This is a genomic window from Streptomyces sp. NBC_00286 (genome assembly GCF_036173125.1).
GTDB lineage: Bacteria > Actinomycetota > Actinomycetes > Streptomycetales > Streptomycetaceae > Streptomyces.
The window spans coordinates 9,423,759-9,437,947 of the sequence record NZ_CP108054.1 but is presented as its reverse complement, the minus strand read 5'-3'; the positions used below and the strand labels follow the sequence as shown (position 1 = coordinate 9,437,947).

The following is a 14,189-nucleotide window of genomic DNA, read 5'->3' as shown; positions in this document are numbered from 1 at the left end:
GGAACCGCGTCATGGGCACGACCAACACCGTGCTGCTGGTGGTTCTGGGAGTACTTGCCCTGGTCTTCGGCGTGCTGGTGTTCACGCTGAACTCGATGGCACGGGTCACCTTCTCGCTGCTGGCGGCCCTGGTGTGCGTCGGCGGCGTCACGACCGTCCTCGGCCTGCCCTATCTGGGCGTGGTCATCGTGCTGATGATGGTCATGGAGATGGTGGTCATGGCCGTGTTCATGATCGCCTACATGATGAACCCGGCCGGACTGATGCCGATGTCGATGCTGCACAACAAGCGCGGCGCGCTCGTCATCAGCGGCGTTGTCTTCGCCGCGCTGGTCGCCGGGATCTTCCTGGTGCCCTGGCGGGACAGCGCCGCACTGCAGCCCCGGGACACGACCTTCCAGGTCGGCAGGGCGCTGATGGCCGAACAGATGCTGACCATGGTCACCCTCGGGTTCGTGCTGCTGGCCACCATGGTCGCCGCCACCGTGCTGGCCACCCACCGCGGCCGCTACGACCGATTCGGCGACGACCTGGACCAGCGGCCCGCGAAGGACCCGGCCGGCGGAGGAGTGGGCCGATGACGTTCGAACTGATCCTGGTGCTGGCCGCGGGCCTGTTCTGCACCGGCCTGTTCGGCGCGCTGTCCCAGCAGTCCATCGTCATGATCATGATGGGGATCGAGCTGATGATCGGCGGCATCATCGTCGCGGCCGCCGACTTCTGGCACTTCCTCGCCCCCGGGGCCCCAAGCGGCCAGGTGGTGATTGTGGCGGCCGTGGTCGCGATGGCGGTGGAGATGGCGATGGGCTTCGCCGTCACCACCGCGATCTACCGCGCCCGCCGGGTCGACATGACCGACATGGCCGGCGACCTGAAGGGATGAGCGCGTTGATCTGGCTGCTGATCGCCCTTCCCCTCGGCGCGGGAACGGCCCTCGGTCTGACGGGCGCTCGCTACAACCGGCTGGTTGCCCCCATCGGCGTGACGGTGGCCGTGGCGACGCTCGGCGTGGCCGTCGCCGCCGCGGTGACCCGGCCCGAGACGAGTGCGCCGCTGTTCGCCGGAATGCGGGCGGGCCTGGCAGTGGACGGACTGTCCGCGGTGATGGTGACCCTCGTGGCCGCGGTCACCGCCGCCGTCCTGGCCTTCGCGGCGGGGGAGTTCGCCCACGAGGAGAACCGGGGGCGGTACTTCGGGCTGATGCTGATCTTCGCCGGATCCATGCTGGTCACCGTCACGGCGACCACGCTGCCGCTGCTGCTGATGGCCTGGGAGGTGATGGGCGCCACCAGTTGGGCACTGATCGGCTACTGGTGGCACCGGCCCGAGCGGGTACGCGCGGCGGACACCGCGTTCCTCACCACCCGCACCGCCGACCTCGGCCTGTACCTGGCCGCCGGCGCGGCGATGGCCGGCGGCGCCGGTTCCCTGAACCTGGACACCCTGCCGCACGCCACCTCACCGTGGCTGCACCTGATCACCGCAGGTGTGGTCGTAGCCGCCCTGGGCAAGTCGGCGCAGCTGCCGTTCTCCTTCTGGCTGTCGCGGGCCATGCAGGGACCCAGTTCCGTCTCGGCGCTGCTGCACTCGGCGACCATGGTCGCCGCGGGCGCCTACCTGCTGTTACGCCTGCATCCGCTGCTGGCCGCCACCGGCTGGGCCGGTCCGCTGGTCGCCTGGGCCGGCGCCGTCACCGCTCTCGCCCTCGGCGTGGTCGCCGTCGCCCAGCGCGATCTGAAACAGCTGCTCGCGGCGTCCACCTCGGGGCAGATCGGGTTCATGGTGCTGGCCGCCGGCAGTAGCGGGGTCGCCGCGGGCACCACCCAGCTCGTCGCGCACGCCGCCACGAAATCGGGACTGTTCCTCGCCGCCGGAGCCTGGCTGACCACGCTCGGCACCAAGCAGCTGCCCGCGCTGCGCGGCGCCGCCCGCACCCACCCTCTGGTCGGCACCACCTTCACCGCCGGAGCGCTGACGCTGGCCGGGCTGCCGCCACTGTCGCTGTGGGCGGCCAAGGACGAAGTCCTCGCCTCCGCACGTGCCGAGAGCACCGCGCTGTACGCTGTGGGGCTCGCGGCGGCCGCCGTCGCCGCCGTCTACAGCATCAAGGCCGTCTGGTACGTCACCCGGCCGCTGCCCGACGATCCGGATGCCGGGTACGACACCGAGCAGAGCGGCACCCGGCGCACCGCCCGCACGACGCCGGCACCGCTGCTCGCCCTCACCCTCGCCGCGGCCGTGCTGGGCGTGCTGACCCTGCCCGGACCGGCGTCCTGGCTGAAGCGGCTGGTCGGTGCCCCGGGCGAGCCGTCCCCCAAGCCGTGGGAGCTGGGCCTGTCCGCCGGTGTCGCACTCACCGCCGCGGGCCTGGCCTGGTGGTGGGCGCCCCGCCCCGCGCCGGCGCCGGGAGCTGTGGTGCGGTGGGCGCATGGGTGGCTGTATCTGGAGCGGGCCGCGCACGCCGTGGTGGTGCGGCCCGTACTGGGGCTGGCTCGGGCGCTGGCCGTCTTCGACGACCGCGTCGCCGACGGTGCCGTACGGCAGGCCGCCCGCGGCGGGATCGTCACGGCCCGGCTTGCCGGCCGGCTGGACGACGGCGGCATCGACGCCGCCGTCGGCGCGGTGGCCGCCGGCGCCCGGAGACTGGGCCGGTGGGCGCGGCGTCCGCAGACCGGGCTGCTGCACCAGTACTACGCCCAGGCCGCCGTCGGCTTCGCCGTTCTGACCCTGATCGTGCTGTTGGTGAGGTAGTCCTGTGCTGAGCGTCGTCACGTTCCTGCCCCTGCTGGTCTGTGCGGTACTGCTGCTCCTGCCCCGCACGCTCTCCGACCGGGCGTACATCTGGGTGTGGATCGCCACTGCCGCCGTCGACCTCGCCCTGGTCGTCGCCGTCTGGACCGAGTTCGACCCGGGCGGCGGAATGCAGTTCCAGCAGCGGGTGCGGTGGATCCCCAGTGCCGGGGTGGGTTACCACGTCGGCGTCGACGGCCTGTCCCTCCCCCTGGTGGCGCTGACCTGTCTGCTGTTCCTGACCGTCGCTGTGTACTCGCTGAAGGAGCGGCGACGGGCGCGTTCGTACGTGTGCCTGTTCCTGTTCCTGCAGACCGTCAGCCTGGGCCTGTTCGTCGCCCTGGACCTGATCCTCTTCTTCGTCTTCTTCGACCTGTCGATCGTCGGCATGTTCTTCGTCATCGCCGGGTGGGGCCACGGCGAGCGAGCCCGGGCTGCGGCGTTGAAGTTCTTCCTCTACACCTTCATCGGCTCCCTCGCCCTGCTGCTCGGCTTCATCGGCCTGTACCTCGCCGCCGAACCCCACACCTTCGACCTCGTCGACCTCACCCAGAGCAATCCGCTCGCCGGCCGCGGCCTGTACGCCGGCCTGGTGCTGCTGACCATCGGCGTCGGCCTGGCGATCAAGACCCCGACCGTGCCGTTCCACACCTGGCTGCCACCCGCCCACACCGACGCCCCCGCCGCCGGCTCGGCGATCCTGGCCGGCATTCTGCTGAAGATGGGCACCTACGGCTTCGTCCGCATCGCCATGCCCCTGGTGCCGGCCGGCTGGCGCCACTACGCCCTGGTCATCGTCGTCATCGGCGCCGTCTCCGTCGTCTACGGTGCGCTGGTCGCCCTGGCGCAGACCGACTTCAAACGCATGATCGCCTATACCTCGGTCAACCACATGGGTTACATCGTCCTCGCCGTCGGTGCCGCCGGAACGCTGGCCGGCACCGACGCCCAGGCCCGCTCCCTCGCGGTCACCGGGGCGGTCACCCAGATGGTCAGCCACGGCCTGATCACCGGCGCCCTGTTCCTGCTCAGCGGCGTGCTGTACGACCGTGGGCAGACATACGCGATGGATGCCTACTCCGGACTGGCTGCGCACACTCCACGCTTCGCCGGCGTCACAGCCCTTGCGGCGTTCGCCAGTCTCGGCATTCCCGGCTTCTCCGGGTTCATCGCCGAGTTCCAGATCTTCACCGGCGCCCTGGCTTCCCAGACGATCGCCACCGCCATCGCCCTGACCGGCATCCTGATCACTGCTGCCCTGTTCCTGCGCGCCTTGCGCTCCATGTTCCTCGGCATCCCGCGCCTGCCGCAGACCGCCCCCACCGGCGGCGTCGGCGACCTCAAGGGCACCGAGACCGTCTCCACGGTGGCGCTGCTGGCGGTCGCGCTGGTGATCGGCGTCGCGCCGCGCTGGCTGCTGGACGTCATCGAACCGGCCAGCCGCACGGTTACCGGACTGGTGGCCCGATGAACGAGAACCTCGCCGCCCTCGTCCCCGAACTCTCCCTGCTCGGCGCCGCCGTCATCGGCCTGCTCGCCGGTGCCTGGCTGCCCCGCCGCCGTCAGTGGACCGTCGCGGTGCTGGCGGCCGCCGCCTGCGTGGCCGGCCTGGTCGCCACCGGCATCACCATGGCCACCGGCCGCGAACAGACCGTCTTCTCCCACGCGTTCGCCGTCGATGCGGCCACCGACGTCGGCCGCCTGATCGTTCTGGGTGCCCTGCTGCTGATCATCGCCATGTCCGTGGAAACCGTCCGCGGTCACAAACGTGAGGCCGAGTACTGGGTGCTGCTCCTGCTGACCGGAGCCGGCACCCTTGTCCTGATCGGCGCGAACGATCTGCTGACGCTCTTCGCCGCCTACCTGCTCGCGAGCATCCCCGGCTACGCGCTCACAGCCTTCGCCAAGGACGAACGCGGCACCGAGGCAGCCCTGAAGTACTACCTGATGGGCGTCCTGCTCGGCACCACCATGCTCGCCGGCACGGCTCTCCTCTACGCGGCCGGCCACGCCACCCTCTACCGCGAACTGCACAGGGCGCTGCCCACCGCCGCCTACGGACTTGTCGCCGTCGGGCTCATCGGCGTCCTGGCCGGCCTGCTGCTCAAGGCCGGGGCGGTCCCGGCGCACTTCTGGGTCCCCGACGTCACCGAGGGCGCGCGCACCCCCGTCGGCGCCTACGTCACGACCCTGCCCAAGATCGGCGGCCTGATCGCCGGCTATCGCCTGCTGCACCAGGCCCTGCCCGACAGTGACGTCAACTGGCCTCTGCTGCTGGCCGTCATCGCCGCAGTCACGATGACGCTGGGCAACCTGGCCGCGTTCTTCCAGAACTCCGTCAAACGCTTGCTCGCGTACTCCACCATCAGCCAGGTCGGCTACCTCCTGATGGCCCTGGCCGTCGCCACCCGCACCGACCTCGCCCAAAAGAGCCTGCTGTTCTATCTCGCCGCTTACGCCGCCACCAATCTCGGCGCGTTCGCCGTCGTGACCGAACTCCCGCACGCCCGCGACCTCGACGACTACCGCGGCCTCGCCCGCCGCCACCCCGGTCTCGGCGCCGTCCTGGTCGTGTGCCTGCTGGGCCTGGTCGGCACCCCGCCCACCGGCGTCTTCCTCGGCAAGCTGGAGATCTTCAGCGCCGCCGTCGACGGCGGCTACACCTGGCTGACCGCCCTCGCCGTCGCCAACACCGTCGCCTCCCTCTTCTACTACCTGCGCTGGCTCGCCCCCCTCTTCACCACCACCGATCCCGCACCCACCGAAGCCCACGCCGCACTCGGCCGCTGGGCTGCCGCCACGGCCTACACCGCTGCTTCGGTCTCCCTCGTCCTCGGCATCGCCGGCGGCGCAGTCCTCCCCCTCGTCACAGGACCTCTCCTTCGCTGACACGCCCCTGCTTCGTTCGCCGCGCCACCAACGGCCTGCTGAGCCGGACCGGTACACCGAGCCGGGCCACAGCGGCGTCCACGCCCACCGCGTCGATGACGCGGTCGACACCGATACCGCCGGTCAGTTCGCGCACCGCCTCGACGGGGTCTTCGGCGTTGAAGTCGATGGTCTCGGCGTGCCGGTCGCGGGCCACATCCAGCCGGTCCGCCACACCGTCGACCACGATGATCCGCAACCGACGTCCACTACGACGCCGACAGCCTCGTGCCCGAGGATGCGGCCCTCGCGCAGGCCGGACATCGTGCCGGGAACGAAAAGCAGGTCGGTGCCGCATATGGCGGAGGTCGTGATCCGCATGATCGCGTCGTACGGGTCCTGGATCTTCGGCTCCGGCACGCTTTCGAGACGGATGTCCCCGACTCCGTGCCACACAACTGCCTTCATGCGCATGCCTCATCCGCGGATTACCACATGCCCCATCCGCGGATTGCGGGGTGAGGAGCCTCGTCCTGGCGGTCACCGGCTCATGACGCTCGCCGGCCGTTTCCTGCTCATCGAGAAGGTGAGGCCCACTCCCTGGTATGTGCCGCGGTGGCTGCCCTGCCCGACGTACCGGCGCCCCAACGGGCTCAGGTCAGGCCGAACAGGCCACCGATCGACGCGGTGATCCTCCGCCGCAAGGAGCCACCGGCACGGTGCGTGAGTGACGGGCCCCGCGCACCCGCCGAGCCGCGGAAATCTGCCCAGTCCGGCGGCGTGTCCCCGTCCACCATGAACTCCAGCAGCATCGGCCCCTGCCCGGCCAGCGCGCCCTCCCAGACGGCACCCACCTGACCCTGCCGGTCACAGCGGACACCGGGCAAGCCGAGCAGCCGGGCGTACTGGGTGTATGACACGGCGGGGACCTCGCCGGTCGCCGGGATACGCGGGTTCCCGGCCTCTTTCCGACGCTCCCAGGTCAGCCGGCTGAGGTCCTCGTTGTTGAAGACGCAGAAGATCGTCGGTGGGAGGCCGGCGAGTCGTTCCAGGTGCCGCCGCACGGTGATCAGCTCGTTCATGCCGCCTGCTTGCAGGGCTCCGTCGCCGACCAGGGCGATCACCGGGCGTTCGGGAAACGCCAGACGGGCGGCGACGGCGTAAGGCACGGCCGCTCCGGGCGTGGCCAGGCGTCCCGACAGGGTCGTGCGCATTCCGCTGCGCAGCTCCAGGTGCCGGGTCCACCAGTCCAGAGCGGAACCCGAGTCGGTGACGACGACGGCGCGGTCCGGCAGCCGCGCGGACAGCTCGGTGACCACGGAGCGGGGGTTGATCGCCATGCCGAAGAACCGGTGGGCTTTCGCATGGCCATCGGCTCGCCATTCCCGGATCGCGCGCTCGACGTTCGTGCGCCATCTGCGGCCGGATGTGCGGTGCAGCAGGGGGATGAGCATCTCCAGTGCCGCGGCCACATCGCCTGTCACCCGCGCGGCAGGGGACGCCTCACGGCCCACCGGAGAGGCCTCGGCGTCCACGTCGACGGTGACGACCCTGCGCGCACCGGACTCGGGCACCAGAGCGGTGTCGAAGTCCTCCGCCCCGACCAGCAGCAAGGTGTCGCAGTCGCGGAGCAGGGCGGCGGCGATCACACTGCCGTACGGACCCGCCACGCCGGCGACGTAAGGCAGGTCGTCCGGGAGGACGTCGCGGGCCAGGTATGTCTTGGCGACGCCGGCGGCAAGCAGCTCGGCAACGCCCACGACCTGGCCGGATGCGTCCGCAGCACCCGGCCCGACGACGACCGCCACCCTGCGGCCCGCGTTCAGGACGTCGGCCGCCTGGTGTACGTCCCGCTTCTCCGGCGACCACACCGACGGGCGGTGGCGCGCGGGGACGGGCACCTCTTCGTTCCCGCGCGGTGCTCGGGGCGCCTGGGCTTCCAGAACTGAACGGGGAACGACCAGCGTGGCCACTCCTCGCTCGGACAGCGCCGCTCGAACGGCACGGTCCAGCGCGCTCCCCACCAGAGCCGGGTTGGAGACCAGCTCGCAGTACACGGATGCCTCGGCGAAGTGGTGGGTCGCATGGATGGACGGCCGTCGGCCGCCGCCGGATGGTGCTTCCTGGCCGACCACGGCCACCACCGGCCGGCGGTCGAGTGCCGCGTCGTACAGGCCGCTGAGGAGACGCAGCGCGCCGGGGCCCGAGGAAGCGAGGCAGCAGCCCAGCCGCCCGGTCAGCTTGGCATGGGCGCACGCCATGAGAGCGGCCGACTCCTCGTGCCGCACGTGCACGAACTCCGGGGTTTTCCGCCTGCCCGTCAGCGCGGTGACCAGAGCGTCCACGTCCCGGCCGGGGAAGCCGAACACCCGGTCCACACCCCACGCCCGCAGACGTGCCGCAACGAATTCGGAGACGCTGGCCACGTGGACCTCCCGCACCGTAGGCCGACCGGGTAGCCCACGGTCCGGACCGCAAACAGAGACATGATCGCTGTCGCGCGCCGGCCGACGGCCGGCGCCGCGCCGTTGCTTCACCCGCCGCCCGCATCGCTCTCCGGTGTCGCTCTTCCGGTCCCTCCGTTATGTTCTTCGCGGTCCTGCAAGAGGGCCGCTGGCCTCCGGGCCCGGCATGACTGTTCCTCCTGTCGAACGGATGACCTGGGGGATGGTGTCACCGGGCCCGGGAGGTGCCGTCGGAGACTCTGATCAGAGGTCCGGCCACCACCCGGTCCGGCTCTCGGTCCTGACGTCGATGCCCGGCGTCGGCGTCAGGACCGCCGCCGTCCTGCTGGTCACCGTCGGCGACGGCTCCAGCTTCCCGAGCGCCGCCCACCTGGCCTCCTACGCCGAACTCGCCCCGACCACGAAGTCGTCGGGGACCTCGATCCACGGCGAACACGCGCCCCGAGGCGGCAACCGCCGGCTCAAGCGCGCCATGTTCCTCTCCGCCTTCGCCTGCATGAACGCCGATCCCGCCTCCCGCGCCTACTACGACAAGCAACGCGCCCGCGGCAAAACCCACACCCAGGCTCTCCTCCGCCTCGCCCGCCAACGCATCAGCGTCCTGTTCGCCATGCTCCGCGACGGCACCTTCTACGAACCCCGCACCCCCAAGGACGTCGAGCTCGCCGCATAACCCCGGCAAGACCGAATCATCCCAAACCCGACAGGGGCGCCTTGACGAAGGACATGGAGGCACCCCCTGTTTGGTCCGCGCGTACCGGGGACACCCGTGTCAGGCTCGAAACCAGCAGTCAGCGACTGAGCACGCAGCGCAGTCGCCGAAGTGGGCGGCAGGAGGGCGAAACACACTGTGGCGGTGGCTGACGAGAACCGACCGACCCGGTCGACTGCGGGTGGGGAACGAGTGGTGAGCGCGCTCGACAAGCGTCTCCCGCTCTCTTCCGCGGGCAAGGAGTTCCTGCGCAAGGCGTTCCCCGACCACTGGTCGTTCCTGCTGGGTGAGATCGCCCTGTACAGCCTGCTCGTCCTTGTGCTGACGGGCGTCTTCCTGACCTTCTTCTTCCAGACCGACATGGCGAAGCAGCCGTACACCGGCTCCTACGAGCCGCTGCGGGGTGTGCTGACGTCGGAGGCGTACGCCTCGGTGCTGCACATCAGCTTCGACGTGCGCGGCGGTCTGCTGATCCGGCAGATCCACCACTGGGGCGCCCTGGTGTTCGTCGCCGCGATCGGCGTGCACCTGCTGCGGATCTTCTTCACCGGTGCCTTTCGAAAGCCCCGGGAGGTGAACTGGACGATCGGCGTGACGCTGTTCTTGCTGGCCATCCTGGAGGGTTTCTGCGGCTACTCGCTCCCCGACGACCTGCTCTCCGGGACCGGCCTGCGCACGGCCCAGGGCATCATGCTCTCGATTCCCGTCGTCGGCACCTACCTGTCGTTCTTCGTCTTCGGCGGCGAGTACCCCGGGGACGAGATCATCCCGCGCCTGTACGTGGCCCACATCCTGCTGGTGCCGGGACTTCTGCTGGCGCTCGTCGCCGTCCACCTGACGTTCGTCGTCGACCACAAGCACACCCAGTGGGCCCGGCCGGGCCGCACCAACCGCAACGTGATCGGCAAGCCGCTCTACCCGCAGTACGCGACCAAGTCCATCGGCCTGTTCTTCACCGTGGCGGGCGTGCTGACCTTCCTCGGGGCACTGCTGCAGATCAACCCGATCTGGGCGTTCGGCCCCTACCGAACCGATCAGGTGTCCATCGATTCCCAGCCGGACTGGTACGTGGGCTTTCTGGAGGGCGCACTGCGCCTGATCCCCGCTGCGGAGACCGACGTCGCCGGGCACACCGTCGTGTGGGACGTGTTCCTGCCGGGCGTGGTCCTGCCCGTCACCCTGTTCCTCATCCTGTACAGCTATCCGTACTTCGAGCGGTGGATCACCGGGCCCATGCCCGAGCAGCATCTGTGCGACCGCCCGCGCAACCAGCCCACCCGCACCGCCCTGGGCGTCGCCGCGGTATGCGCCTACGCCGTGCTGCTCATGGCCGGCGGACAGGACGTCATCGCGCTCGTCTTCGACATCCCGCTGGAACTGGTGACATGGACCTTCCGCACCGCGCTGTTCGTGCTGCCGTTCCTGGCCTACCACGCGACCAAACGGGCGTGCCTGGGACTGCAGGCGGCCGACCGCCGACGTCTGCTGGAGGGTCAGGCGGCCGCCGAGGTACGGCAGAGCGCGGCCGGCGGCTACGAGCAGGCACGGACACTGCTGCCCCCGGCCGGGGCCTACCGCATCCTCGTGCGCGCCGAGCCACGGCCACGGGCACACGGTACGGAGGTATGGCGCTGGTTCCACAAGCACCGCATCCGCAACGGGCTCAGCCGGTGGTACTTCGGCAAGCGGGTGGAGCTGCCCGTCACCGACTGGCAGCGGCGCCGCATCGAGCTGGTGCGTGCCGCCCCGGATGAGGCGGAGGAGGCCGACGACACGTGAGCGAGTAGGTACGGGCATGACGGATGACACCGCCGCGCAAGCGACAGGGACGCGCGAGGAGCCACTCCACGGCAACCTGCTGTTGGGCCCGCAGACCAGCGCCCCGGCGACGGGCGCGAGCCTGGAACCCGGGGTCGGCGAGCGGGGACATGTCGGTGAGCGTTTCGTCGACGTCAAAGACGAGGACACCGGGGCGGCTGTCAGCGCACATCGCGCACTTGCCCATCCAGCGGCCCTCCCGGTCCAGGGTGACGGTGAAGGTGTTCACGTGGTTGGGGAAGGCATCCATCTTGTACCGCAGGTGCGGTACCCACAGCGAGTGGATGACGTCACGGGACGTCAGCCGGAGTTGCACGGGGCGGCCGGTCGGCACGACCAGGGTCGGCAGGTCGTCGCCCCGGCACGTCCCGGTGACACTGCGCGGTGCGGGTGCCTGCGGGTAGCTGAAGTTCCAGCACCACTGGAACGAGGAGACGTCGACGCGCACGGGCGGGCGCTCGGCCGCCTGGTGCTCCCGGTGGTTCTGCCATGCCGTCCACGCCACCAGGAACACGGCGAACGCGGTCAGGACGCCTACGTAGTAGGCCTCCAGCCGTGGACGCTCCGCACGTTCGGAGGCGGTCACCTGCCGCGCTGCCCGCCGCCTGAGAAGCGCGTAGCCGAGCAGGGCAAGGACGACGAGGAATACCACGCCCGCGACGATCGACTCCAGAGCGAAGACGTCGCCGAAGATATGACGTTGCTTCACTGCGCCACCCTTTCCCCGTGTTTGTCGGCGCCCTTTCGAACGCCTCTGCGCAGGCACGCCCTGGTCCCTGCCGTCCGGCGGAAGTCCCCGACAACCAGTCCGATCGCTCCCGTCATACTGTTCGAGACCGAGGCCATGCGGACATTACGGGGCAGGCCGGACGGTCCGCGAGCGGACACACCGCCGACCGGAGTGCCCGGGTATCCGGGCCGCACACCTGCACCGTCCGAAGTCACCCGTTCCCAGGTCGACTTGCCGGGTACTCCGCACCGCTGAGCGAAGGAGGCGAACACATGTCCAGCCGGAGCCGGGTGCGGCACCTCCTCCGCTCGCCCCGCTGGAGTTGTCCCGCGGGTCGACGGCCGCCGGCCTTATCGGCGCATCGAGCCGGCCGGCACCGAGCGTCCGGCCGACTGCCGGCGCACGCGCGGCCGCTGAGCCCTTCCGGCGTGCTCGCGACCGGGAGTCCACTCGCCCGGCTGCCGCGGGAGCGCTGTGGATCGCTGTTCGCAGCGGACGCGTTCCGCGGGAGCCGGACCGAGGCGAGGGAGACCAGATCCCGGCCGAGCGGGATGGCAGTGAGCCACATGGTCAGAACGCGGATCTTGCGCTTCCAGGTCGGCACCGCCAGAACGTGATGCCCTGGTGCGTCAGCGAGGCCGGTGGTCCCTTGATGCCAAGGCCCTGCTGTCCCAGAGCACATGCAGGGTGGGGGGCTTGCGGAAGACCAGACCGTGCGGAGTGGCCGGGCGGTCCGGGTCGAGCCGCAGGGCGGGGAGGCGTTCGAGCAGGCGCTGGAGGGCGATACGGGTCTCCAGGCGGGCGAGGTGCGCGGCAAGGCAGTAGTGGGGGCCGTGTGCGAAGGCCAGTTGGAGACGCGCGTTCTCGCGTCGGACATCGAACCGATCGGGGTCGGGGAAGACGGCCGGGTCGCGGTTGGCACCCGTCAGGGAGACGGTGACCAAGTCACCCCGGCGGATCGCGGCCGGGCCGAGGACGATGTCACGGGTGGCGTAGCGGTCCACGACCGCCGCGCCGGGTTCCAGGCGCAGGGATTCCTCTATCGCTCCGTCCAGCAGGTCGAAGTCGGCCCGGACCGGGGCGAGTTGATCCGGGTGTCGCAGCAGGAGCAGCAGCGCGTTGTTGATCATCGCCTCGGTGGTCTCGATGCCTCCGAACATCAGCACCGCGGCATTGGACGCCACCTCGGGCAGCGCCAGCCGCCCGGCAGCGGAGACAAGGAGCGAAGAACCTCCGCCGTCGGCGACGGTGGCTTCCACAGCGGCTCGTAGTCGCGCGTACGCCGCGGCACCGGCGGGCTCCACCTCATGCCCTGCGGTGATGGCCGAGACCGACCGCACGATGGAGTCGTACCAGGAGAGCACCGTAACCGGGGTGGTGCCGACCAGCCCGAGTGCCTCGGTCACGACGGCGACCGCGAGCGGGCCCGCGAAGGCACGTCGCAGTTCGACGGCGCCCGTCGGCTGCAATGTGGTGATGAGCCGGTCGGTCTCCCGCTCGATGAACGAAGCGAAACCGTCACGCACCGTCCGAGGCCGGAAAGCAGAGGTGAAGGTCTCACGGTGGCGGGTGTGCTGGTCACCGTCCAGGGACAGCATGCTCGGCCCGACGACCTGTGCGGTGGAGAACCGAGGGTCGTCGACGGTGAAGGTCGCGGCGTCCCGCATCACGCTCAACGCGAGGTCGCGACGCGTCACCAACCAGCCGTCCAGCTCGGGCAGCCAGGAGACGGGCTCATGCGCACGCAGCAACGCCAGTCGCGGGTGCGGATCCCGCGCGAGTTCGGCGAGTGTGGTCGCGGCACCCAGCGGGAAGGAGTCGACGCGGTTCATCGCGAACCTTGGCCGGGCAGAAGGAAACCGATCACAGCCAAGGCTAACAACCTCTTTCAAGGCAAGGCGGATTGGAGGCGGTTTGGGCTTGCGGACCCCGCCTGACGCTACCGACACGGTGACGTGCGGCCACGCCGGCCATTGTCATGAAGAGGTGGACACCACCTCGTTTCTCGCCGCGGGACGCGAGCAGCAGGCAACCTGCACTCCGGTCGGCGGAGTCGGCGGGGATCCTCGGCAGCTCCGCGGCTGCGTACTCCGGAGGCACTCGTGCCGGCTGATGTCCGGTTGGTCAGCAGTGGTCGGTGTCGGGCGAGCACCACCGCGGCATGGCCCCGGCAGCAGATGGTGCCGGGGTCTTCCCCGTCCGGGGCTTCACAGCGCTCCACGAGGTGGAGGGTGACCTCTCCGCTTGCGGGATCGACCTCTCGTACCGTGCCGGTGACCACGAGCCGGTCTCCCGCGTGGGCGGGCGCCGGTTCTGCCAGGCGACCTCGCGTACCCGTCCGGTCTCGTCGGCGAATCCCGCCGCGGCCGATGGAAGAGGCAGCCGTGCAACCGCGCCATGACGACCGGGCCGGCCAGCCCTTCGGACCGGGCGAAGGCGGTGTCGTAGTGGATGCGATGGGTGTTGCGTGTGACGGCGCCGAAGCGCAGCAGGGCGACCGCGTCGGGCGTGAACTCGACGGGCGGTACCGGGTGTCCGACGGTGACGGAATCGATGTACCTGCTGACCTGACTCACCTGACGATGAACCTCTCCGCGACCTCGGCACGGTCGCCGACGGGCAACGCAGACCCGCGGTGGAGCCCTCAGGGGGTGTACCGGTGTCTGGGTGCCGACCGCTGGCTCGCCGTCAGCGTCCGCTCGGACGAGGAGTGGACTGCCCTCTGCCATACGATCGGACGCCCCGAACTGGCCGATGACGAACGGCTGTCGACCGCTGAGGGGCGCAGGCGGGAGAGCGCGCTGAT

The 14,189-nt window shown here is 70.4% G+C and carries 11 protein-coding genes and 2 pseudogenes; 8 read left to right on the top strand and 5 right to left on the bottom strand.

All coding sequences use genetic code 11. The features are described 5' to 3' along the window. Positions 1-11: 11 nt before the first annotated feature. From OHT21_RS42595 to OHT21_RS42575, 5 genes are read left to right on the top strand one after another with little or no spacing between them, the layout of a single operon-like run. Entirely contained in the window at positions 12-581 is a 570-nt protein-coding gene (locus OHT21_RS42595) for an NADH-quinone oxidoreductase subunit J (RefSeq protein ID WP_328773594.1), read from the top strand. Beyond that, positions 578-883, top strand: a complete 306-nt coding sequence (locus OHT21_RS42590) for an NADH-quinone oxidoreductase subunit NuoK (protein ID WP_328773593.1) — start codon at positions 578-580, stop codon at positions 881-883. The genes OHT21_RS42595 and OHT21_RS42590 overlap by 4 nt, the downstream gene beginning before the upstream one ends. Then, positions 880-2,751 carry an NADH-quinone oxidoreductase subunit 5 family protein gene (locus OHT21_RS42585; RefSeq protein ID WP_328773592.1) on the top strand — a complete coding sequence of 624 codons (1,872 nt, stop codon included), beginning with the start codon at positions 880-882 and terminating at the stop codon, positions 2,749-2,751. The genes OHT21_RS42590 and OHT21_RS42585 overlap by 4 nt, the downstream gene beginning before the upstream one ends. A 4-nt stretch (positions 2,752-2,755) precedes the next feature. Continuing rightward, the gene (locus OHT21_RS42580; protein ID WP_328773591.1) at positions 2,756-4,261 is read left to right on the top strand and encodes a complex I subunit 4 family protein; all 1,506 of its coding nucleotides are present in this window, start codon (positions 2,756-2,758) and stop codon (positions 4,259-4,261) included. Next, positions 4,258-5,679: an NADH-quinone oxidoreductase subunit N gene (locus tag OHT21_RS42575; protein ID WP_328773590.1), complete on the top strand. Its 1,422-nt coding sequence runs from the start codon at positions 4,258-4,260 to the stop codon at positions 5,677-5,679. The genes OHT21_RS42580 and OHT21_RS42575 overlap by 4 nt, the downstream gene beginning before the upstream one ends. Here the strand turns inward: OHT21_RS42575 and OHT21_RS42570 are convergent. The 3 genes from OHT21_RS42570 to OHT21_RS42565 form a co-directional block, all read right to left on the bottom strand. Continuing rightward, entirely contained in the window at positions 5,657-5,917 is a 261-nt protein-coding gene (locus OHT21_RS42570) for a zinc-binding dehydrogenase (RefSeq protein WP_328773589.1), read from the bottom strand. The two genes, OHT21_RS42575 and OHT21_RS42570, sit on opposite strands and share 23 nt — an antisense overlap. Further along, a complete protein-coding gene (locus OHT21_RS44865; RefSeq protein ID WP_443050700.1) occupies positions 5,803-6,039 on the bottom strand; it encodes an alcohol dehydrogenase catalytic domain-containing protein in 237 nt (78 codons plus the stop codon). The genes OHT21_RS42570 and OHT21_RS44865 overlap by 115 nt, the downstream gene beginning before the upstream one ends. A gap of 272 nt (positions 6,040-6,311) precedes the next feature. Continuing rightward, positions 6,312-8,084, bottom strand: a complete 1,773-nt coding sequence (locus OHT21_RS42565; protein ID WP_328773588.1) for a thiamine pyrophosphate-binding protein — start codon at positions 8,082-8,084, stop codon at positions 6,312-6,314. 298 nt (positions 8,085-8,382) lie between these two features. On the opposite strand from OHT21_RS42565, the pseudogene OHT21_RS42560 reads away from it, so the two are divergent. After that, a pseudogene (locus OHT21_RS42560) lies at positions 8,383-8,796 on the top strand (transposase); the annotation flags it as partial. A 231-nt stretch (positions 8,797-9,027) separates the two neighbouring features. Further along, positions 9,028-10,614, top strand: a complete 1,587-nt coding sequence (gene qcrB, locus OHT21_RS42555) for a cytochrome bc1 complex cytochrome b subunit (protein WP_328774437.1) — start codon at positions 9,028-9,030, stop codon at positions 10,612-10,614. Here the strand turns inward: qcrB and OHT21_RS42550 are convergent. Both OHT21_RS42550 and OHT21_RS42545 read right to left on the bottom strand, forming a co-directional pair. Beyond that, positions 10,538-11,362: a hypothetical protein gene (locus OHT21_RS42550; RefSeq protein ID WP_328773587.1), complete on the bottom strand. Its 825-nt coding sequence runs from the start codon at positions 11,360-11,362 to the stop codon at positions 10,538-10,540. The two genes, qcrB and OHT21_RS42550, sit on opposite strands and share 77 nt — an antisense overlap. Positions 11,363-12,012: 650 nt before the next feature. Continuing rightward, positions 12,013-13,215, bottom strand: a complete 1,203-nt coding sequence (locus OHT21_RS42545) for a cytochrome P450 (RefSeq protein WP_328773586.1) — start codon at positions 13,213-13,215, stop codon at positions 12,013-12,015. 345 nt (positions 13,216-13,560) lie between these two features. Here OHT21_RS42545 and OHT21_RS42540 point away from each other — a divergent pair. Beyond that, positions 13,561-14,133 (top strand): annotated as a pseudogene (locus OHT21_RS42540) (CoA transferase); the annotation flags it as partial. Between the last annotated feature and the right edge of the window lie 56 nt (positions 14,134-14,189).

What these genes read in the sequence shown, in the direction of transcription:
- OHT21_RS42590 (WP_328773593.1), top strand. Translation starts at nt 578, where the DNA reads ATGACGTTCGAACTGATCCTGGTGCTGGCCGCGGGCCTGTTCTGCACC.
- OHT21_RS42545 (WP_328773586.1), bottom strand. Translation starts at nt 13,215, where the DNA reads ATGAACCGCGTCGACTCCTTCCCGCTGGGTGCCGCGACCACACTCGCC.
- OHT21_RS42585 (WP_328773592.1), top strand. Translation starts at nt 880, where the DNA reads ATGAGCGCGTTGATCTGGCTGCTGATCGCCCTTCCCCTCGGCGCGGGA.
- OHT21_RS42575 (WP_328773590.1), top strand. Translation starts at nt 4,258, where the DNA reads ATGAACGAGAACCTCGCCGCCCTCGTCCCCGAACTCTCCCTGCTCGGC.
- OHT21_RS44865 (WP_443050700.1), bottom strand. Translation starts at nt 6,039, where the DNA reads ATGCGGATCACGACCTCCGCCATATGCGGCACCGACCTGCTTTTCGTT.
- OHT21_RS42595 (WP_328773594.1), top strand. Translation starts at nt 12, where the DNA reads ATGGGCACGACCAACACCGTGCTGCTGGTGGTTCTGGGAGTACTTGCC.